The 19,699-nt window shown below is 70.2% G+C and carries 17 protein-coding genes; 12 read left to right on the top strand and 5 right to left on the bottom strand.

The window, feature by feature from the left end; all coding sequences use genetic code 11:
* Nucleotides 1–206 precede the first annotated feature (206 nt).
* Nucleotides 207–1,523, top strand: a complete 1,317-nt coding sequence (locus K340_RS34845; RefSeq protein ID WP_051267665.1) for an HNH endonuclease signature motif containing protein — start codon at nt 207–209, stop codon at nt 1,521–1,523.
* 52 nt (nt 1,524–1,575) lie between these two features.
* On the opposite strand, the gene K340_RS0125610 is transcribed toward K340_RS34845, so the two are convergent.
* The 3 genes from K340_RS0125610 to K340_RS34840 are packed head-to-tail and all read right to left on the bottom strand — an operon-like array spanning nt 1,576 to nt 4,677.
* A complete protein-coding gene (locus tag K340_RS0125610; protein ID WP_029138791.1) occupies nt 1,576–2,733 on the bottom strand; it encodes a DUF3626 domain-containing protein in 1,158 nt (385 codons plus the stop codon).
* Entirely contained in the window at nt 2,730–3,401 is a 672-nt protein-coding gene (locus K340_RS33375) for a nitroreductase family protein (protein WP_051267664.1), read from the bottom strand. Before K340_RS33375 ends, K340_RS0125610 begins: the two co-directional genes overlap by 4 nt.
* On the bottom strand, nt 3,379–4,677 hold the full coding sequence (locus K340_RS34840) for a hypothetical protein (RefSeq protein ID WP_154674482.1): 1,299 nt from the start codon (nt 4,675–4,677) through the stop codon (nt 3,379–3,381). Before K340_RS34840 ends, K340_RS33375 begins: the two co-directional genes overlap by 23 nt.
* A gap of 79 nt (nt 4,678–4,756) precedes the next feature.
* Here K340_RS34840 and K340_RS0125595 point away from each other — a divergent pair, with 79 nt between their 5' ends.
* The 4 genes from K340_RS0125595 to nusB all read left to right on the top strand — a co-directional run bounded on the left by K340_RS0125595 (nt 4,757) and on the right by nusB (nt 8,658).
* Nucleotides 4,757–6,418 carry a hypothetical protein gene (locus K340_RS0125595; protein WP_154674481.1) on the top strand — a complete coding sequence of 554 codons (1,662 nt, stop codon included), beginning with the start codon at nt 4,757–4,759 and terminating at the stop codon, nt 6,416–6,418.
* Between the two features lie 47 nt (nt 6,419–6,465).
* Nucleotides 6,466–7,584: a M24 family metallopeptidase gene (locus tag K340_RS0125590; protein ID WP_029138789.1), complete on the top strand. Its 1,119-nt coding sequence runs from the start codon at nt 6,466–6,468 to the stop codon at nt 7,582–7,584.
* A 69-nt stretch (nt 7,585–7,653) separates the two neighbouring features.
* Nucleotides 7,654–8,217 carry an elongation factor P gene (gene efp, locus K340_RS0125585; protein ID WP_029138788.1) on the top strand — a complete coding sequence of 188 codons (564 nt, stop codon included), beginning with the start codon at nt 7,654–7,656 and terminating at the stop codon, nt 8,215–8,217.
* Nucleotides 8,218–8,244: 27 nt separating this feature from the next.
* Nucleotides 8,245–8,658 (top strand): transcription antitermination factor NusB, encoded by a 414-nt coding sequence (nusB, locus tag K340_RS0125580; protein ID WP_029138787.1) that lies wholly within the window; start codon nt 8,245–8,247, stop codon nt 8,656–8,658.
* A gap of 75 nt (nt 8,659–8,733) precedes the next feature.
* Here nusB and bldD read toward each other — a convergent pair whose 3' ends face one another.
* Entirely contained in the window at nt 8,734–9,216 is a 483-nt protein-coding gene (bldD, locus tag K340_RS0125575) for a transcriptional regulator BldD (protein WP_029138786.1), read from the bottom strand.
* A 310-nt stretch (nt 9,217–9,526) separates the two neighbouring features.
* Here bldD and pyrR point away from each other — a divergent pair, with 310 nt between their 5' ends.
* The 7 genes from pyrR to pyrF all read left to right on the top strand — a co-directional run bounded on the left by pyrR (nt 9,527) and on the right by pyrF (nt 19,071).
* Nucleotides 9,527–10,114, top strand: a complete 588-nt coding sequence (gene pyrR, locus K340_RS0125570) for a bifunctional pyr operon transcriptional regulator/uracil phosphoribosyltransferase PyrR (RefSeq protein ID WP_084614998.1) — start codon at nt 9,527–9,529, stop codon at nt 10,112–10,114.
* Nucleotides 10,115–10,200: 86 nt separating this feature from the next.
* Nucleotides 10,201–11,130: an aspartate carbamoyltransferase catalytic subunit gene (locus K340_RS0125565; RefSeq protein WP_029138784.1), complete on the top strand. Its 930-nt coding sequence runs from the start codon at nt 10,201–10,203 to the stop codon at nt 11,128–11,130.
* A complete protein-coding gene (locus K340_RS0125560) occupies nt 11,127–12,458 on the top strand; it encodes a dihydroorotase (RefSeq protein WP_029138783.1) in 1,332 nt (443 codons plus the stop codon). Before K340_RS0125565 ends, K340_RS0125560 begins: the two co-directional genes overlap by 4 nt.
* Nucleotides 12,455–13,678 (top strand): glutamine-hydrolyzing carbamoyl-phosphate synthase small subunit, encoded by a 1,224-nt coding sequence (gene carA, locus K340_RS0125555; protein ID WP_029138782.1) that lies wholly within the window; start codon nt 12,455–12,457, stop codon nt 13,676–13,678. Before K340_RS0125560 ends, carA begins: the two co-directional genes overlap by 4 nt.
* The gene (carB, locus tag K340_RS33365) at nt 13,665–17,153 is read left to right on the top strand and encodes a carbamoyl-phosphate synthase large subunit (RefSeq protein ID WP_084615064.1); all 3,489 of its coding nucleotides are present in this window, start codon (nt 13,665–13,667) and stop codon (nt 17,151–17,153) included. The genes carA and carB overlap by 14 nt, the downstream gene beginning before the upstream one ends.
* A complete protein-coding gene (locus K340_RS0125545; protein WP_037366882.1) occupies nt 17,153–18,250 on the top strand; it encodes a quinone-dependent dihydroorotate dehydrogenase in 1,098 nt (365 codons plus the stop codon). The genes carB and K340_RS0125545 overlap by 1 nt, the downstream gene beginning before the upstream one ends.
* Entirely contained in the window at nt 18,247–19,071 is an 825-nt protein-coding gene (gene pyrF / locus K340_RS0125540) for an orotidine-5'-phosphate decarboxylase (RefSeq protein WP_029138780.1), read from the top strand. Before K340_RS0125545 ends, pyrF begins: the two co-directional genes overlap by 4 nt.
* Here the strand turns inward: pyrF and K340_RS0125535 are convergent.
* Nucleotides 19,040–19,651 carry a hypothetical protein gene (locus tag K340_RS0125535; RefSeq protein ID WP_154674480.1) on the bottom strand — a complete coding sequence of 204 codons (612 nt, stop codon included), beginning with the start codon at nt 19,649–19,651 and terminating at the stop codon, nt 19,040–19,042. The genes pyrF and K340_RS0125535 overlap by 32 nt on opposite strands.
* Between the last annotated feature and the right edge of the window lie 48 nt (nt 19,652–19,699).

The raw sequence follows: 19,699 nt of genomic DNA, 5'->3' as shown, positions 1-19,699 counted from the left end.
TCGTTTCCGGGTGCGGATACGCCGCGAGTACGCGGCTGAATCTTCCCCAATAGTGCCGATCGCCCGCGCCGACCAGCTCGTTGTGGACAACTCATGGTCGATGCGGCGGATTCTGCGATCGTTCGTGTCGTGGACAGGGGGTGGCGGCTGGGGCGGGCGGATTCGAACGGGCCCGGCTGTCGGTGCTGTTTCGTACAATTGTTCCTATGACGAGCGGTGGCGTGGCGGTGATGCCGGCGGGTGAGCGGTTGGCGCTCGTGGATGCCGCTACCGCTGCGCTGAAGGATCTGTCGGAGGTGATCCATCAGGTGCCTAACGGGCAACTCGGCGAGGTGGTCGGCAGCTTCGGTCAGCTGTGTGCGTTGGTGGAAGCCGGGATGGTGATCGCGACCGCCGAGGCCGAGCAGCGCGGCGAGGTCGAGGCTTCGCAGGCGAAATCTACGACGGCGTGGGTCGCCGATTGTGACTGGTTCGCGCAGCCCGGTGTCGCGTCCGCGATCGCGAAGGCCGCAGGGATCCTCGCCCGCCCGGACATGGCGCCGTTGGCCGATTCGATCCGCTCGACCGATATTGCGCCGCAGGTCGCGGTCACCGTCGCAGCCGAGTTCGACAAGATCGGCCCGGCCCTGACCGACGAGGCGCACCCGGTGATCCTGGACCTGATGATCAAGGCCGGCGAGGAACACGGCGCGTCGACGGTCCGGCAGATGCACGACCTACTGATCGAGCGGTACGGCAAACCCGGCGTCTTCCAAGACCAACAAGACCGCCTGCACCGCTCCGTCGAACTGTCCACCGGCCGGCGGGGCACCTCCGGGCTGTACCACTACGACCTGACGGTGGACCCGGAAGGCAGAGCCAACCTGGAAGCGGCGATCGGCCCGCTGTCGGCCCCGACACCGCAACCCGACGGGCAACCAGACACCCGGCCGGTCGGGCGGCGCCGCGGCGAGGCCTTGATCGAGGTGTGCCGCCGCTCCGCGGCCGCGGCCGACGGGGTCCCGGCGCAGCCGAAAGCGACCCTGCACGTCACCATGTCCTTCGACGACCTGGCCGCCGCGTTGGGCGGCGGTGAAGTATTCGGGTCGCTGGCTACCGGGACATTGCTGGCCCCCCACACCGTCCGCAAGCTGGCCTGCGATGCGAAGATCATCCCGCAGGTCCTGGGCGGCGGCGGTGAAGTCCTCGACCAGGGCCGAGCACAACGACTGTTCACACCTTGGCAGATCCGCGCCCTGTGGGCCAGGGACAAAAAATGCACCTTTGACGGCTGCGACGCGCCGGTCCACTGGACCGACGCCCACCATCTACGACACTGGGCCGACGGCGGGCTCACGGACATCGACAACGGCGCCAGCCTCTGCGGACCACACCATACAATCGTGCACCGCGACCAACTCGCCGGCACCGTCGTCGACGGCCACGTCATCTGGGACCGAAGACCCGGCTCCTACCAACAACAACTCGCCCGAGGGACCGGACGGCAACCGATGGTGCTCACGCCTGCCGGGTACCCGAGCTGATCTCGGTCACCTGCAGCCGTGCGTCAGCCCGGCACCGGCTCGCCGGAGGCAGTCAGTTGAAACTCTTGACCGGCCCGATCGGATCTCCGAAGGCCACCAGCGTGTGCCACAACTGTTTGAGGTGTTGGGCGGTGGTCGCCGGGTCGTGATCGGTCCATCGGTGGGGATTGTGGACCAGATCGACGGCCGCCCTTCCTACAGCCGCCGCCGTCAACGGTCCGCCGTCGGCGAATTCGCGTTGGACCCGCCGGGCGAGACCGGGGATGGCTGGGCCGCGAAATTCTGGACCGACCCGTCCGGCCGGAAGGCCATATCCAGGATGTCGGAGCAGCGGGAATTGGAAGCGGTCGGCAACCTGCTCCAGCGCTGTGCCGTCTCTGGTGTGGTCGAACGACGGGTCGACGACCAGGGCGGCGACGTCGGCGGCCAGATCGATCGGCCCGTGGACCTGCGCCTCGACGTAATCGTCCAGCGCTCGACCCAACGCTCGCACCGGGGTCGGCTCAGGGCCGTCGGTCCGGTGCCGGCCGGAGTCGCCGGCCGTTGGCGGCTCGCCCGCCCGGATCGCGGCGATCAGCTCCGCGACGTTGCCGCGGGGCAGATTCAGCACCCGGCCGCTCCGATGTGCCGTCTCGAGCAGGCCGGCCAGCACCCCGAGCCCAGCATCGGACGTTCCGATATCGGTCGGCGTACTACTCGAGTCGCCGACGCTGAAGGTGCTGCGCCGCACCGTGTGGGGACGCAGCACCAGCACGCAGGAACCGAATCGGGGACAGCTGCCGTCCGGGTATTCGGCGATGTTCAGTCCGCCGTAACGGGGCCGGTGCACGGGTGCTGACCCGGTGATCGCGGCGTAGTCGTCGCCGAAAAGGGTGACCTCCCAACGATGACGGTCGCCGCCGCGGTGTGCGGTGAGGCCACCGGCGCTGATGCCGGTCTGATACTGAGTGAGGTAGCCGCCGGTGCGCAGCAGCGATTCGGCAACGGTGAGACCGGCTGTCGCCCCGGTTCGGACCACACGGTCCGGGTGGAAATTGATCGTGATGGGATGCTGGAAGAGCCGATCGGCCAACGACTCTGTCGACAGGCCGGCCTCCGGGAGGACGGCACCCGTCAGCGCCGCGGCGATTCGATCCCGGTCCCGGCCCGATCGTGCTGCTGCCCGTGCCCGGACATGATTCACCGCCGGTGGTGACGGTTCGGCGCTCATCCCGTGGTGCCGTCGCCCGGCAGCTCGTGACGAACCGTCCAGGCCGCCGACTGGCCGAACCTACCGTCGAACACGAAGTCCGACAGCGGGTTACGTCGTCGAACCTGGCGTTCCCGGATGGCCAGCGATGGCTCAAGGCCTTCGATCGACTCAACCGGAGCCGGTCGGCCGACCGCGATGGCGGTGGTCACCCGCCAATGATCCGGGACGCCGAACACGGTCGCCACCCGGTCGTGGTCGAACCCGGCGAACTGGTGCACGGCCAGCCCCATCGACTGGGCCTGCACCGTCAGGTGGGCGGCCGCCTGACCGAGGTCGTACTGCGCATACTCGGAGTACAAGAACTCGCTGCCGGGCTCGGAGGCAGTGCGGTGCAGGGTGATCAGCAGGGCGCTCGCCCGCGGGGCCCAGAACGCGTTGCCCCGCGACAGTAGCTCGACGAAGGCCCGATGGGTCGGGTCATCGCGACGCCCGACCAGGAATGCCCACGGCTGGCTGTTTCCGGCAGACGGGGCCCAGCGCGCGGCGTGCAGCAGCGCGGTCAGGTCGCCATCGGTGAGTTCGTGCGCCGGGTCGAATACCCGCGAACTCCAGCGGCGATCCAACAGCGGCGTCAGGCCCGTCGCCGGATCCGTTGCACCGTCGTCAGTTTCGCGTTCCCAGGCCATCGGATTCGTCCTGCCTGTCGCTGGAATGACGACCGCCCACCGGACCGCCGGGCCCGGCCTGCTCGGCCCGCTCGATGGCCAGCCTGGTCTGGTTGGCGATGGCGGCGGTGACCTGGGGTGGAGCGGTGATCGCGCCCTGCTCGGTGAGCTCCGCGAGGATCGCGCTGACCTGACGCAGATAGATCGCCTGCTCGGCGGCGGTGGTCGAACCCTCGGCGTGCCGCAACAGCTTCGATGCCTGGCTCAACTTCCGCTGCTGCGCCGGGTCGAGCAGGGTGACGCCGACCTTCTTCGCATGCCGTTCAGCCCGGGACCAGGCGGCGCCCAGCAACCGCACCCGCTCGCGGTACTGCCCCGACAGACCCTCGTCGGACGGAAAGGTGTCGGTCCGCAACACGTTCGCCTCGCCCAACGCCTCCAGGAAGTCTGCGGTCGCGGGGACGGTCACGTCGGTGATGGCCGGGAAACGCATCAGCAGGTGCGGGTCGATCTCGTACGGCAGATAGGCGCCGAGAATCTCGTCGTGCCGGCGGCCGGCGGCCTCCCACAACAGCCTCTCGGACGGTGCCGGCGGAGCCGCCGGCGGCGTGCTCGGAGGCCCGGTCGGACGGGTCGCCCGGGTGGATGCGGACGCCGACGGACCGGCCTTCGGCTGCGGCTTCGGTTGTTGCCCACTGCCTTCGACGCGCGACTTCCCGGCGGCCGGCCGTGGCGGAACGGGCGGGCGTTTGCGGATCAGTGCCTCGGCAATCCGGTCGGCGTAGCGGTTGCCCGAGTCGATGGCCACATGGAAAGTGACGCCGTCCTTGCGGACCAGCGTCAGCCAGCGGAAGCCCCGGATCGGGTAGGCCCGCAAGGCCGGCGCCAGCGGTTCGCCGCGCCACGGCCGTTCGGAGATGCTCGCCGATTCGAGGTCGGCCAGGTGGATCTCGTGCACGTCGTCCGGCCAGCGCCCGAACCGCACGGCCTGTTCGCTCATCGCGATGCCGACCTCAGGTCCGGGCCGGGTGAGGGCGTAGTAGCCACCGCCCACCGCCGCCAGCCAGCCGGCCAGCGCGATGTTCGACCAGAGCTCGTCGGCCGGCAGGACTCCCTCGGCGGCCAGCAGCACCCAGAGCAGGATGCCGAGACCGCCGGCGGCGATCAGCAACAGGAACCGGGCCAACGGAGTCGAGTGGTAGCGCGCTTCCCGCAGGTAGGCGGCATAGACGACCGGGGATTCGCCGGCCGGCACCGGCAGGTGCAGGGCATCCGGATGCATCCAGGGTTCGCTCAACCCATACACCTCCCCGACGGAGATCGGTCGACGTCGTGCGCCGAACAGCGCCCGGTGCGCCGGTTGTTACAGTCCGACCATGTCCGGCCAGACTATTGGGAAGCTCATCGGGATGGCCCGCCGAGGGGTGGTTTCCGGCGTGCTGACCTTCGCCGGTGTCTCGGTGGTGACCGACAATCCCGGCTGGCTGGGCTACTCGGTGGCCGGCGTCACCGCGCTGGTGCTGGCCACCCGAACCGCGTCGGCCTGCCATGACGCCGGTGACCGCGAACGGCTGATCCGCGACCGCGCCGATGCCGAACAGCCGGACAGCCGGTTCGAACCGGTCGATGCCACCGCCCACACCCGGGTGGTGTCCGTCGAGACCGTCCGGGACGTCCGGGCCGACGGGCCCGAGGGCGAGCGGTCGGCCCGGGTGGGTGTGTTGCTGGCATCGGACCGCCGGCGCACGGCGGATGCCTTCCTGACCCACGCCTACCGCACCGTGCCGCTGTCGGACCTGGCCGCGCTGGAGAACGATCGGCAGGGCGGCTGGCAGCATGCGAGCGACCCGGCGGTCTTCCGGCTCGGCAGCACCATCGATGCCGGGTCCCATCCGGTCGAGTTTCCTTCCGTCACCGCCTTGCCGCCGCCGCGGCGGCCGGAGGCCGCGCCGGGTCGGCGAGGCGGGGGGCGGGCGTTGATCGCCACCTACTGCGTGGCCTTCCTGATCGCCGGGCCGACCACTGCGGCGCTGATGCCGGACACGTCGAGCGTCAGCACCGTGGTGAACTCGTTGACCGACACGGTGTTCGGCGACGGGATGGGCGCCGCGCTCGCCGATCCGAACGCGGCGCTACGGGCGGCGCTGGAGCATGCGGAGCAGCTCGTACCGGGCAGCAGCGGACAGGTGCGGGCCGTCCGGCTGTCGGAGTCCGGCACCACGCTCACCGCATGGGATTCCCGGCGGGAGAAGGACTTCACCGTCGACGACGACGATGACGATGCCCGGTACGACTCGTCGCTGAGCGTGTCCCGCGGCACCTTCGTCCTGCAGGCCGGCCACCTGCCGGATCTGGCCGCGATGCGCGACACGGTGGTGGGCGAACTACCGGCCGGACAGGACGTGACCGTCGACGAGATCGTCATCAATCGGCCCTCCGAGGGCGCAGAACCATTGGTGACCTTCGGTTTGTACGGCAGCGACGGCATCGACGAGGTCGAGGCGACGCTGGGCGGGGACATCGCGCCGGTGTTCCAGCCGCAGGACGTGGCCGCCTCCTACCAGCGGATCGCGGACCTGCTGAAGTCGCAGAAGATCGGTCCCGGCGACCGGGTGCTGCGCAAGCTGATGATTCAATCCTCGGCGAGCGGAGCCGCCACCCTGTCGGCGAGTGACATCCAGAACGACGGTGGGGTGTATCTCGAAGTGGTACGCGAGGACGAGGCGGCGGAGATCTACCAGCGGCCGGGCAGGTTCCCGGTGCTCGACCCGAGTTCCGCCGGCTCCGACTCGGAGGCGCTGTTCTCGCTCAACGACGTGCCGCTGGCGCAGATTCAGGCACTGATCGAGCGGGACGCCGAGAAGTCCGGCGCGGAGAGCGCGGACCTGGACCAGATCGCCCTTGCGGTCACCGCCGGATCGGCCGACAGCGGCACCGGCGACAAGCGGCCGACCCCGGCGCAGGCGGCACCCGAGCTGCGGATCCAGCTGGGCTCGCTGCGGGCCTCGGACCAGACCTACCCGATTCCGGTCAAGTAGCCGGCAGATCGGTCAACGGCCGGGCGGATTGCTCGTAATCTGATCCGGTGACCATCGACCGTCCGGGACCGGCCGCCCGCCGCTCCCGACTGCGCGCCCTGCTCGCCGAACGCGACCTGGACGCGCTGCTGGTCACCGACCTGCTCAACATCCGCTATCTGACCGGGTTCACCGGCTCGAATGCCGCCCTGCTGGTCGCGGCGGACCCGGGTGCCGGCGGGGATGACGAGCAGACCCTGTTCTGCACCGATGGCCGCTACGACCTGCAGTCCGCCGCCGAGGTGCCCGACCTGCGGCGGCTGATCGAGCGACCGTGCGATCTCGCGCTGGTTGCCCGGGCGAGCGGCCGGGTCGGGTTCGAGGCACACGTGGTCACGGTCGCCGGCCACCGGAGCCTCGCCGAGGCGGCCGGGCGTGATGCGGCCGCCCGCGCCGAGTTGGTGCCCGTCAGCGACCTGGTGGAGCAGGGCCGGGCGATCAAGGACGCGACCGAGATCGAGGCACTGACGGCGGCCTGCGCGATCGCCGACCGCGCCCTCCTGGAGCAGATCGAGGCGGGTGGCGTCAGACCGGGCCGCACCGAGCGTGAGGTGGCGCTGGATCTGGACCAGCGGATGCGCCGGCTCGGCGCCACCGCGCCGGCGTTCGACACCATCGTGGCCGCCGGTGCCAACTCGGCCATCCCGCACCACCAGCCGACCACCGCGCCGCTGCGGCCGGGCGACCTCGTGAAGTTCGACTTCGGCGCCGAGGTCGACGGCTACCACTCGGACATGACCCGGACCGTCGTCCTCGGTGAGCCGGCCGACTGGCAGCGGGACCTGCACGCGCTGGTCCGGACCGCGCAAGAGGCGGGACGGCACGCGGCGGTACCCGGGGTCACGGGCGGCGAGCTGGACGCCGCGGCCCGCTCGGTGATCGTCGCCGCCGGCTTCGGCGAGCAGTTCGGGCACGGCCTCGGGCACGGCGTCGGCCTGCAGATCCACGAGGCACCGGCGGTCGCGGCCGGATCCGCGGTTATCATTGCTCCCGACATGTGCGTCACCATCGAGCCGGGGGTCTACCTTCCGGGGCGGGGCGGAGTGCGCATCGAGGACACCGGCGTGATCTCCGCACTCGGCTACCAGGTCCTCACCATGACCAGCAAGGATCTCCAGGTCCTCTGACGCCGCCCGGAGTCACCGGGGTGGCGCCGGGGCCCGGCGATCGACACAGAACGACGAGAGAAGGCGCACGTGGCATCCACTTCGGACTTCAAGAACGGCCTGGTCCTCAAGCTCGAGGGTCAGCTCTGGACGATCACCGAGTTCCAGCACGTCAAGCCGGGCAAGGGTCCGGCCTTCGTCCGCACCACGCTGAAGAACGTGCTGACCGGCAAGGTTGTCGACAAGACCTTCAACGCCGGCGTCAAGGTGGAGACCGAGACCGTCGACAAGCGGGACATGACCTACCTGTACAAGGACGGCACCGACTTCGTCTTCATGGACGGCGACACCTTCGACCAGATCCACATCCCGGCGGCGACCGTCGGTGATGCGGCGAACTTCCTGCTGGAGAACCAGGAGGCAACGGTGGCGCAGAACAACGGCACGGTGCTGTACGTCGAGTTGCCGGCGTCCGTCGAGTTGCTGGTCCAGCACACCGACCCCGGCCTGCAGGGCGACCGCTCCACCGGCGGCACCAAGCCGGCCACCTTGGAGACCGGCGCCGAGATCGCGGTCCCACTGTTCCTGAACACCGGCGACAAGATCAAGGTCGACACCCGCGACGGCCGTTACCTCGGCCGCGTCAACAGCTGATCCGGCCCCGGAAAGAAGACGACCCACGTGTCTGCCAGATCCAAGGCCCGCAAGCGTGCCCTGGACGTCCTGTACGCCGCGGACGCCCGGTCCGCCGACCCGTTGGCCGTGATGGCCGAGCGGATCGACGGGCCGGAGCCGCTGGTGCTGGGCGACTATGCCGAATCGCTGATCCGCGGGGTGGTCGCGAACCAATACCGGATCGACGATCTGCTGGAGCAGCATTCCGAGGGCTGGACCCTGGAGCGGATGCCGGCGGTGGACCGGGCGATCCTGCGGATCGGCGTGTACGAGTTGCTGTACGCCCCCGACGTCCCGCCCGCCGTGGTGATCGACGAGGCGGTGGAGGCGGCGAAGACGCTGTCCACCGACAACTCGCCGAAGTTCGTCAACGGCGTGCTCGCCCAGATCCTGGCGATCACCCCGCAACTACGGGGCTGACGGACCCCGGTCTGACGAACCCGGTCTGACGGACCCCGGTCTGACGGAGCCCGGTGGGAGGTCGCCCCGGGTCGACTATTCGACGTCGGTGCCCTCGGGCAGCACGCCCCAGTCGACCAGCTGCTCGGCCAGCGCGCTCGGCGGCATGCCGTAGATCACCGCGAGCGAGCGCAGGTCCTCCGCCCGGATGGTCAGTGTGCGACCGGCCGAATAGTCGCCGCGCTGCGACTGGATGGTCGAGGCGTACCGGGCCAGCGGGCCGGCCTGGTAGGTGGGCAGTTCGGCGAGCCGCTCCAGGTCGATCACCAGTTTCGCGGTCGGCGAACTCGGCGAACTCACGTTGATGTCCGGCAGCAGCTCGGTGATCGGGACGCCGTAGAACTGGCCGAGCTCGGCCAGCTTGGTGACCGTGATGGCGCGGTCGCCGCGCTCGTAGGACCCGACGACGACGGCCTTCCACCGGCCCTCGGACTTCTCTTCGACTCCGTGCAGACTCAGGCCCTGCTGGTTCCGGACGGCCCGCAGTCGTGCACCTAAGGCGTGGGCATAGTCCTGCATGACTGGCTCCTGACGAGGTGAAGCAGCGTGTTCGTCGGCGGGCGAGGTGTCCGACCGTCGACTGTCCTGCTGCGATTGTGGGCCGAGCGTGCGCGGAACGACAAGATCGAACCATGCCTTACGCACAGTAGTCGCCGGAGTGGGGTGTGGGCACCCCGGGCGCGCCGGGACTTTGTCACCGGTCCGGGCGGCGTGCGGCCGCGCCGCCGGCCCGCCGGCCCGGCGGCAGCCGGGCCGGTCCTGGATTGCTAAGGTGGTCGGAGTTCCATCCTTCAAACCCGTCCAGTGAGGCGGGAAAGGAGCCACGGGCATGACGCCTGGCAACACCCCTGCGCGCCGCGAGGACAGCACCGCCGGCGCCGGCCCCGAGGTCCGTGCAGAGATCCTCAGCGAGGCCGACATCGCTCGCACCATCGATCGCATCGCCCACCAGATCTTGGAGAAGGCCGGCGACGAACCCGTTGTGCTGCTCGGCATCCCGACCCGTGGCGTGTACCTTGCGCGCCGGCTGGCGGATCGGATCGCCACCTTCAGTGGTCGTCCGTGTCCGGTCGGATCGCTGGACACCACGCTGTATCGAGACGATCTGCGCCGTCGTCCGCCCAGGGCGCTGGAGGAGACCTCGATCCCGGCGGGCGGCCTGGACAACCTGACCTGCGTGCTGGTCGACGACGTGCTCTACTCCGGCCGCACGATTCGTGCCGCGCTGGACGCGCTGCGCGATCACGGTCGGCCGTCGGCGGTGCAACTGGCGGTGCTGGTGGACCGCGGTCACCGGCAGTTGCCGATCCGGGCCGACTACGTCGGCAAGAACATCCCGACAGCGGCGGACGACGATGTCGCCGTCAGACTCACCGAATCCGACGGCCGCGACGCTGTGGAGTTGATCCGCGCATGACCACCACCATCAAGGCCACCACCCGGTCCGCCGCCAACGGCGACTCCCGCGGTGACTCCGCCGTTCAGCCCCCGGCTCCTTCGGGCATGCCGAGACACCTGCTGTCGGCCGGCGACCTGAATGCCGAGACCGCGACCCTGGTGCTGGACACCGCGGAGCGGCTGGAGCAGGCGATGTCCGGCCGCGAGGTGCGCAAGCTGCCGACGCTGCGTGGCCGCACCGTGGTGAACCTGTTCTACGAGGACTCCACCAGGACCAGGATCTCCTTCGAGCTGGCCGCCAAGCGGCTGTCCGCCGACGTGATCAACTTCTCCGCCAAGGGGTCCAGCGTCTCCAAGGGCGAATCGCTGAAGGACACCGCCCTGACCCTGCAGGCGATGGGGGCCGACGCCGTTGTCTGTCGGCACTCGGCTTCCGGTGCGCCGCAACGGCTCTCGGCCTGGGTGTCCGGCCGAGTGGTGAATGCCGGTGACGGCACCCACGAGCATCCGACCCAGGCCCTGCTCGATGCCTTCACCCTGCGCCGGCATCTGGGCGAACTGGCCGGCCGCAAGATCGTGGTGGTCGGTGACGTGCTGCACTCCCGGGTGGCCCGCTCCAACGTCCTGCTGTTGTCGACGCTGGGGGCGCAGGTCGAGTTGGTCGCCCCGCCCACCCTGCTACCGGTCGGCGTCGGGAGCTGGCCGGCGAGCGTCTCCTACGACCTGGACGCCTCGCTGTCCGGCGCCGACGCGGTGATGATGCTGCGGGTGCAGCGCGAACGGATGAGCGGCGCGTTCTTCCCGACCGCGCGTGAGTACACCCGCTCGTACGGGCTGGATGTCCGACGGCGGGCGATGTTGCCCGATCACGGGGTGGTGATGCACCCGGGGCCGATGAACCGCGGGATGGAGATCACCCCGGCGGTGGCCGACGGCGACGGCTCGGTGATCGTCGAACAGGTCGCGAACGGGGTCACCGTCCGGATGGCCGTGCTGTACCTACTGCTGTCGGGCGAGATGGAGACGAACGCATGAGCAACGGTCATGGTGTCAGCACGCTGATCACCGGTGCCGCACCGTACGGCGAGGAGGCCGCCGACGTGCTGATCACCGACGGCGTCATTGCCGCCGTCGGCGCGGCCGCGACGGCCGCCGCGAAGCGGGCGACCGACGTCGAGGTGATCGACGCCGACGGACTCGTCCTGCTGCCCGGCCTGGTCGACCTGCACACCCACCTTCGGGAACCGGGCCGGGAGGACGCCGAGACCGTCGAGACCGGTTCCGCGGCAGCCGCTCTCGGCGGCTACACGGCGGTGTTCGCGATGCCCAACACCGACCCGACGGCCGACACGGCCGGCGTTGTCGAGCAGGTGCTGCGGCTGGGCGAGGACGCCAGGCTGGTGGACGTCCGGCCGATCGGCGCGGTGACCGTCGGCCGCAAGGGCGAGCGACTGGCCGAACTGGCGGCGATGGCCGGGTCGGCGGCGCAGGTGCGGGTGTTCTCCGACGACGGCGACTGCGTCTCCGACCCGCTGCTGATGCGCCGGGCGCTCGAGTACGTCAAGGCGTTCGACGGGGTGATCGCCCAGCACGCCCAGGAACCGCGGCTGACGGCCGGCGCCCAGATGCACGAGGGTGACGTTTCGGCGACCCTGGGGATGACGGGCTGGCCGGCAGTCGCCGAGGAGGCGATCATCGCCCGTGACTGCCTCCTGGCCGACCACGTCGGCTCCCGGCTGCACGTGTGCCACCTGTCGACCGCCGGGTCGGTGGAGTTGATCGCCGCCGCCAAGGCACGCGGCACCAGGGTCACCGCCGAGGTGACCCCGCACCACCTGCTGCTCACCGATGCGCGGGCCATCGGCTACGACCCGGTGTTCAAGGTGAACCCGCCGCTGCGGACCGACGCCGATGTTGCCGCGCTGCGAAAGGCGTTGGCGGACGGGACGATCGACATCGTCGCCACCGACCACGCGCCGCACGCCAGTGAGGACAAGGAATGCGAGTGGGACGCCGCATCGCCGGGCATGCTCGGCCTGCAGACCGCACTGTCGGTGGTGGTGGCGACCATGGTCGAGCCCGGCCTGCTGGACTGGCGCGGGGTGGCGGCGGTGATGAGCGAGCGGCCGGCGGCGATCGGCGGCCTGGCCGGGCACGGGCGCCCGATCGCGGTCGGCGAGCCGGCGAACCTGGTGCTGGTCGATCCGGCCGCCCGCTGGACTGTGCGGGGCGCCGAACTGGCCAGCCTGTCGGCGAACACGCCGTTCGAGGGGATGGAGCTGCCGGCCAAGGTGGTCGGCACCTTCCTGCGCGGCCGACGGACCGTCGCCGGCGGCGCGTTGGTGGCCGGGGTGAACGCATGACCGCGAGTCGTCAGACCACGAGCGCGGCGGTCACCGGCGGTCCGGCGGCGCTGGTACTCGAAGACGGCCGGATCCATCGCGGAACCGCTTTCGGGACAACCGGAGTCGCTCTCGGCGAGGCCGTCTTCACCACCGGGATGACTGGCTATCAGGAGACCCTCACGGATCCCTCGTACCGGCGGCAGGTGGTGATCGCCACCGCGCCGCAGATCGGCAACACCGGCTGGGTCGCCCCGACCGGGCTGGATGACAACGGCGGGCGAGACGACAACGAGTCGAACCGGATCTGGGTGGCCGGCCTGGTGATCAGGGACCTCTCACCCCGGCCGTCGAACTGGCGCAGCAGCGGCTCGCTGCCCGACGAGCTCGCCGCGCAGGGTGTGGTCGGCATCGCCGATGTCGACACCCGTGGGCTGACCCGGCATCTGCGGACGGCCGGGGCGATGCGCTGCGGGATCTTCTCCGGCGCAGAGCTGACCACCGATGAGCAGATGCTGCAACGGGTCCGGCAGATTCCGCCGATGGCCGGCGCGGACCTGGCCGGCGAGGTGACCACGGCCGCGGCCTATCTGGTGCCGGCGACCGGCGACCGGATCTGCTCGGTGGCGGCGATCGATCTGGGCATCAAGGCGAACACGCCGCGGATGTTCGCCGCCAGGGGAGTGGACACCTACGTGCTGCCGGCCGCAGCGACCATCGACGACGTGCTGGCCCTGAACGACGGGACCGGCGTGGACGGGGTGTTCCTGTCCAACGGACCCGGCGACCCGGCCACCGCCGATCCGGTGGTCGAGCTGACCAAGGAGGTGCTGCGGCGCGGGATCCCGTTCTTCGGCATCTGCTTCGGCAACCAGATCCTCGGCCGGGCATTGGGTTTCGGGACCTACAAGCTGGCCTTCGGACACCGCGGGATCAACCAGCCGGTGGCCGACCTGCGCACCGGCCGGGTACTGGTGACGGCGCAGAACCACGGGTTTGCCATCGAGTACCCGGCCGCCCCGTCGGAGGTGGTCGACACCGAGTTCGGTCGGGCCAGAGTGGCCTTCAGCTGCCTCAATGACGGTGTCGTCGAGGGCCTGGAATGCCTTGATACGCCGGCCTTCTCGGTGCAGTTCCACCCGGAGGCGGCGGCCGGCCCGCACGACGCCGGATACCTGTTCGACGAGTTCGTGACGATGATGGCCGCCGGCCGACAGGGGAATGCAGATGCCACGTCGTGACGACCTGAAGCACGTGCTGGTGATCGGGTCCGGCCCGATCGTCATCGGCCAGGCCTGCGAATTCGACTACTCCGGTACCCAGGCCTGTCGGGTGCTGCGGGCCGAGGGGCTGCGGGTCTCGCTGATCAACTCCAACCCGGCCACCATCATGACCGACCCGGAGTTCGCCGACGCCACCTACATCGAGCCGATCACCCCGGCGTTCGTGGAGAAGGTGCTGGCCGACCAGGCCGCGTCCGGCCACCCGGTGGATGCACTGCTGGCCACCCTCGGTGGGCAGACCGCGCTGAACACGGCGATCGGCCTGGACGAGCTCGGCATCCTCCAGAAGTACGGGGTGGAGCTGATCGGTGCCGACATCCCGGCGATCCAGCGGGGTGAGGACCGGCAGATCTTCAAGGACATCGTCCGCAGCGTCGGCGGCGACGTACCCAGGTCCGCGGTCTGCCACTCGATGGCCGAGGTCCGCGACACGGTCGCCGAACTAGGCCTGCCGGTCGTCATCCGGCCGTCGTTCACGATGGGCGGACTCGGGTCCGGAATGGCTTACACCGCGCAGGATCTGGAGCGGCTGGCCGGCACCGGTCTGGCGGCCTCCCCGGTCACCGAGGTGCTGATCGAGGAGAGTGTGCTCGGCTGGAAGGAGTACGAGCTCGAGTTGATGCGGGATTCGGCCGACAACGCGGTGGTGGTCTGCTCGATCGAGAACATGGATCCGATGGGGGTGCACACCGGCGATTCGGTGACGGTCGCCCCGGCACTGACCCTGACCGACCGCGAGTACCAACTGATGCGCGACCTCGGGCTGAAGATCCTGCGTGCCGTCGGGGTGGCCACCGGCGGCTGCAACATCCAGTTCGCGGTGAATCCGGTGGACGGCCGGATGATCGTCATCGAGATGAACCCGCGGGTCTCCCGCTCGTCCGCCCTGGCCTCCAAGGCCACCGGCTTCCCGATCGCCAAGATCGCGGCGAAACTGGCCATCGGGTACACCCTGGACGAGATCGCCAACGACATCACCCGGGCCACGCCGGCGGCTTTCGAGCCTGCTCTCGACTACGTGGTGGTGAAGGTGCCGCGGTTCGCGTTCGAGAAGTTCCCCGGCGCAGACCCGGTACTCACCACCACCATGAAGTCGGTCGGCGAGGCGATGGCGATCGGCCGGTCGTTCGCCGAGGCGTTCGGAAAGGCGTTGCGGTCCACCGAGACCAAGGCGCAGGGCTATCTGTTCCCGCCGGCCGCACCGGAGCCGGGCTTCGACGTCGAACGCGACACGCCGGCGCTGCTCGAGGACCTGCGACCGGCGAAGGACGGCCGCTGGTACCGGCTGCTGCAGGCCGTGCGGGCCGGCGTCGACGTCGAGCAGCTGCACGAGGCGACCGGCATCGATCCCTGGTTCCTGGATCAGCTGGTGCTGGTCGCCGGCATCGGTGATCAGGTCGCGGCCGCCGCAGAGTTGGACGACACCCTGCTGCGCAAGGCGAAGCGGTACGGCTTGTCGGACAACGACATCGCGCTGCTGCGGGCCGGGGCCGGGGACGCTGCGCTGGCGACCGAGGAAGCCGTTCGCCGACGGCGGCACGAGTCCGGCATCCGGCCGGTGTTCCTGACCGTTGACACCTGCGCCGCCGAGTTCGAGGCACACACCCCGTACCACTATTCGGCCTACGAGATGGATCCGGCAGCGGAGTCCGAGGTGGCGCCGCAGACGGAGCGGCCCAAGGTGATCATCCTCGGATCGGGACCGAACCGGATCGGCCAGGGCATCGAGTTCGACTATTCGTGCGTACACGCGGCACTCTCCTTGCGGGAGGCCGGGTACGAGACGGTGATGGTCAACTGCAACCCGGAGACGGTGTCCACCGACTACGACACCTCCGACCGGCTGTACTTCGAGCCGTTGACCACCGAGGACGTGCTGGAGGTGGTCGCATCCGAGCAGGCCTCCGGCACGGTGGCCGGGGTGATCGTCACCCTCGGCGGGCAGACCCCGCTGAAGCTGGCCCGCGATCTGGAGCGGGCGGGTATCCCGATCCTCGGTACCCAGCCGGACGCCATCGACCTGGCCGAGGACCGTGGGCTCTTCGGTGAGCTGCTGGGCCGGGCGAAGCTGCCGGCACCGGCGTTCGGTACTGCGACCTCGTTCGAACAGGCGAAGCAGGTGGCCGCCAGGGTCGGCTATCCGGTGCTGGTCCGACCCTCGTTCGTGCTCGGCGGCCGCGGGATGGAGATCGTCTACGACGAGCAGGCGCTGGCCGACTACATCGGCCGCGCGACCGAGATCGCCGACGACCGTCCGGTGCTGGTCGATCGTTTCCTGGACGACGCCATCGAGATCGACGTCGACGCCATCTGTGACGGCACCGAGGTGTTCCTCGGCGGCGTGATGGAACACATCGAGGAGGCCGGCATCCATTCCGGTGACTCCGCCTGTGTGCTGCCGCCGATCACCCTGGGCCGCACCGACATCGCCAAGGTCAGGGCGCACACCGAGGCGATCGCCTTCGGCGTCGGCGTCCGCGGTCTGCTGAACGTGCAGTACGCCCTCAAGGGCGAGACGCTGTACGTGCTGGAGGCGAACCCGCGGGCGTCCAGGACCGTGCCGTTCTCCTCGAAGGCCACGGCGGTGCCGCTGGCCAAGGCCGCCGCCAGGGTGATGGCCGGCGAGTCGATCGCCCAGCTGCGGGCCGCCGGTGTGCTGCCTGCCTCCGGTGACGGCGGCCAGCCGCGCCCCGGTGCGCCGGTGGCGGTGAAGGAAGTGGTGCTGCCGTTCCATCGGTTCCGCCGACCGGACGGTGGCGCGATCGACTCGCTGCTCGGTCCGGAAATGCGGTCCACCGGCGAGGTGATGGGGATCGACAGCGCGTTCGGCCCGGCCTTTGCCAAGTCGCAGACCGCGGCCTACGGGTCGCTGCCGACCTCGGGCACGGTGTTCGTCTCGGTGGCCAACGCCGACAAGCGGTCGATCGTCTTCCCGGCGAAGCGGCTGGCAGATCTCGGATTCACCATCCTGGCCACCGAGGGAACGGCGGAGATGCTGCGCCGCAACGGGATGCAGGTCCAGACCGTGCGCAAGCACTTCGAGTCGACCGACAATGTGGTGGAGCGGATCAGGGCCGGCGAGGTGGACCTGGTGATCAACACCCCGTACGGGAACTCCGGGCCTCGGATCGACGGTTACGAGATCCGCACCGCCGCGGTGGCCGCCGACATCCCGTGCATCACCACCATTGCCGGTGCCGCGGCCGCCATCCAGGGCATCGAGGCGTCGATCAGGTCGGAGGTGCACGTCGCGCCGCTGCAGGAGTTGCACCGGCGGATGACCACCGGCGAGCCGACCCCCCGACCGGCCTCGGACGGATCGACCGTCGGCCAGTCCGTTGACCCGTCTGTGGGCGACTCTGTGGGCGACTCTGTGGGCGACTCCGTGGACGAATCCGTGGACGAATCCGTTGACCAGTCCGTGGGCCGTTGATGGACTTCCTGGACACCGGCTACCGCCGGCTGGCCCGGCCGGTGCTCTTCCGGATGGGCCGCGGCGACCCGGAGACCGCCCACCGCCGCGCGCTCGGCGCGCTGGCCGGGGTCGGTCGTCATCCCTGGATGTCGGCCGCAGTGCGCCGGATGCTGACCGCGGACCCGGTGCCGCGCAGGGTGTTCGGCATCGATTTTCCGAATGTGGTGGGCGTTGCGGCCGGCCTGGACAAGGACGGACACGCACTGCGGGCCTGGCCCGCATTGGGTTTCGGCTTCGTCGAAGCCGGAACGGTGACCGCGCACCCGCAGCCAGGCAACCCGACGCCACGGCTGTTCCGGCTGCCGAGCTCGCGGGCGATCATCAACCGGATGGGCTTCAACAACGACGGTGCCGCGGCCCTGGCCGACCGGGTCGCCGGGATCGGCGGCCGCGGCAGTCTCGGTGTGCCGCTGGGCATCTCGCTGGGCAAGTCGAAGGTGACCCCGGTCGACGAGGCGGTCGGCGACTACCTGGCCTCGCTGGCCGCGGTGCACCCGGTGGCGGACTACCTCGCGGTCAACGTCTCCTCGCCCAACACGCCGGGGCTGCGCAGCCTGCAGGACCGCGGGCCGCTGGACGAACTCCTCGATGCGCTGACCGAGCAGGCGCGGACCCTGGCCGGTACCGGTGCGGCGCTCCCGGTTCTGGTCAAGATCGCCCCCGACCTGACCGACGCGGCGATCGGCGAGCTGTTGCAGGTCTGCACCGACCGCGGGGTGGCCGGCGTGATCGCCACCAACACCACAGTGCTGCGGGACGGGATCGCCGCGGCGGACGCCCATCTGGCCGACGAGTCCGGTGGGCTGTCCGGTGCGCCGTTGCGACGGCGAGCGCTCGAGGTGGTCCGATTCGTCTGCGCGCACACCGAACTGCCGGTGATCGGCGTCGGCGGCATCACCACCGCGGACGACGGACTGGCCATGCTGGACGCCGGGGCGGCCCTGCTGCAGCTCTACTCGGGCTTCATCTACCGCGGGCCCGGCCTGGTCCGCGAACTGACCGGCGCGGTCGCCGAACGGGACGCAACCATCGATGCGGAGAGCGAGAAATCATGACGGACACCAGCTTCGGGGAACGACTGGGTGCGGCGGTCGCCGACCGTGGGTCGTTCTGCCCCGGTATCGACCCGCACCCGGAGCTGCTGCGTAGCTGGGGCCTCGACGTCGATGCGGCCGGACTCGAGCGGTTCGCGCTGACCGCCGCCGAGGCGTTCGGGGACACCGCTGCGATCGTCAAGCCTCAGTCGGCGTTCTTCGAGGCGTTCGGCAGCGCGGGTGTCGCGGTGCTCGAACGGACCATCGCCACGCTGCAGAGTGCCGGAGCGCTGGTTCTGTTGGACGCGAAACGCGGCGACATCGGCTCAACCATGGCCGCCTACGCTGCCGCGTACCTGACCGACGGCTCGCCGCTGGCGGCCGATGCGCTCACCGTCTCGCCGTTCCTCGGGTTCGGATCCCTGGAACCTGCGGTGGCAGCGGCGAGGAACTCCGGTCGCGGCCTGTTCGTCCTGTGCCGCACGTCGAATCCGTTGAGCGAGCAGGTCCAGCGGGCGGTCGGCGCCGATGGCCGGGCCATTGCCCAGGTGATGGTCGACGAGGTCGCGGCGCTCAATGCCGGGACATCGCCCGGATCGTTCGGATTGGTGATCGGCGCAACGGTGGGCCGGCTGGACGTCGATCTCTCCGCCCTCAACGGGCCGGTGCTGGCGCCCGGTATCGGCGCCCAGGGCGCCGGGATCGATGACCTTCGTACCGTTTTCGGCGACTTGCTGCCGTCCGTGCTGCCGAACTCGAGCCGGCAGGTGCTGGCGGCCGGTCCTTCGGTGCAGGCCCTGCGGGATGCCGTCAGCCGACAGAACGCCGCGCTGCGGGCCTGACCGGCCGGTCGCCCGCCTGTTCGGTCCTGCCGATCACCCCCTGCTCGCGGAGCCGTCGGCGCGCCGAACCGGCGGCCGGCAGCGACCAGTGCCCGTCCGGTCCGGGGCCGGCGTCAGCCGCGGCCACCCGTAGATCGGGTGGCCGCAGGTCGGGGGCGGTCGCGGGAGCCGTTACCGAGTTGTTGAACTGCCGCATGGCGGGCCAGCCGGCCAGCGCCTCGAGCACCTCGCCGGACACCACGCCGCCGTCGCGACGCTTGACCCGGACCGCCACCAGCAGGGAGGCCAGGCCGGTCACCCAGGCCAGCCCGAACGGCACCCACGGCAGCCCGGACGGCCCGCCGTCGAAGGCCAGCAGCCAGCCCGAAGCCAGCACGGTGGTGGTCACGAACGTCGCCGCCTCCCGGCGATCGAGCCTGCTCTCGGCATCGATCATCAGGCCGGGAACCAGGACCAGCACGGCAACCAGCAGCAGGTAGGAGAACAGCACCTGGGGAGTGGCGGTGCCGGTCAGGAATTTGATCCCGATGGCCATGGCGACCAGCGTGGACAGTGCGGACCGCAGCACTCGCATCCCCATCGGCTCAGGCTACGTCGCCGCGGGCTGGGTCCGCAGGTCACGGTCCGG

This window comes from Nakamurella lactea DSM 19367 (genome assembly GCF_000426645.1).
Classification (GTDB): domain Bacteria; phylum Actinomycetota; class Actinomycetes; order Mycobacteriales; family Nakamurellaceae; genus Nakamurella; species Nakamurella lactea.
This window is presented reverse-complemented; position numbering and strand designations above follow the sequence as displayed.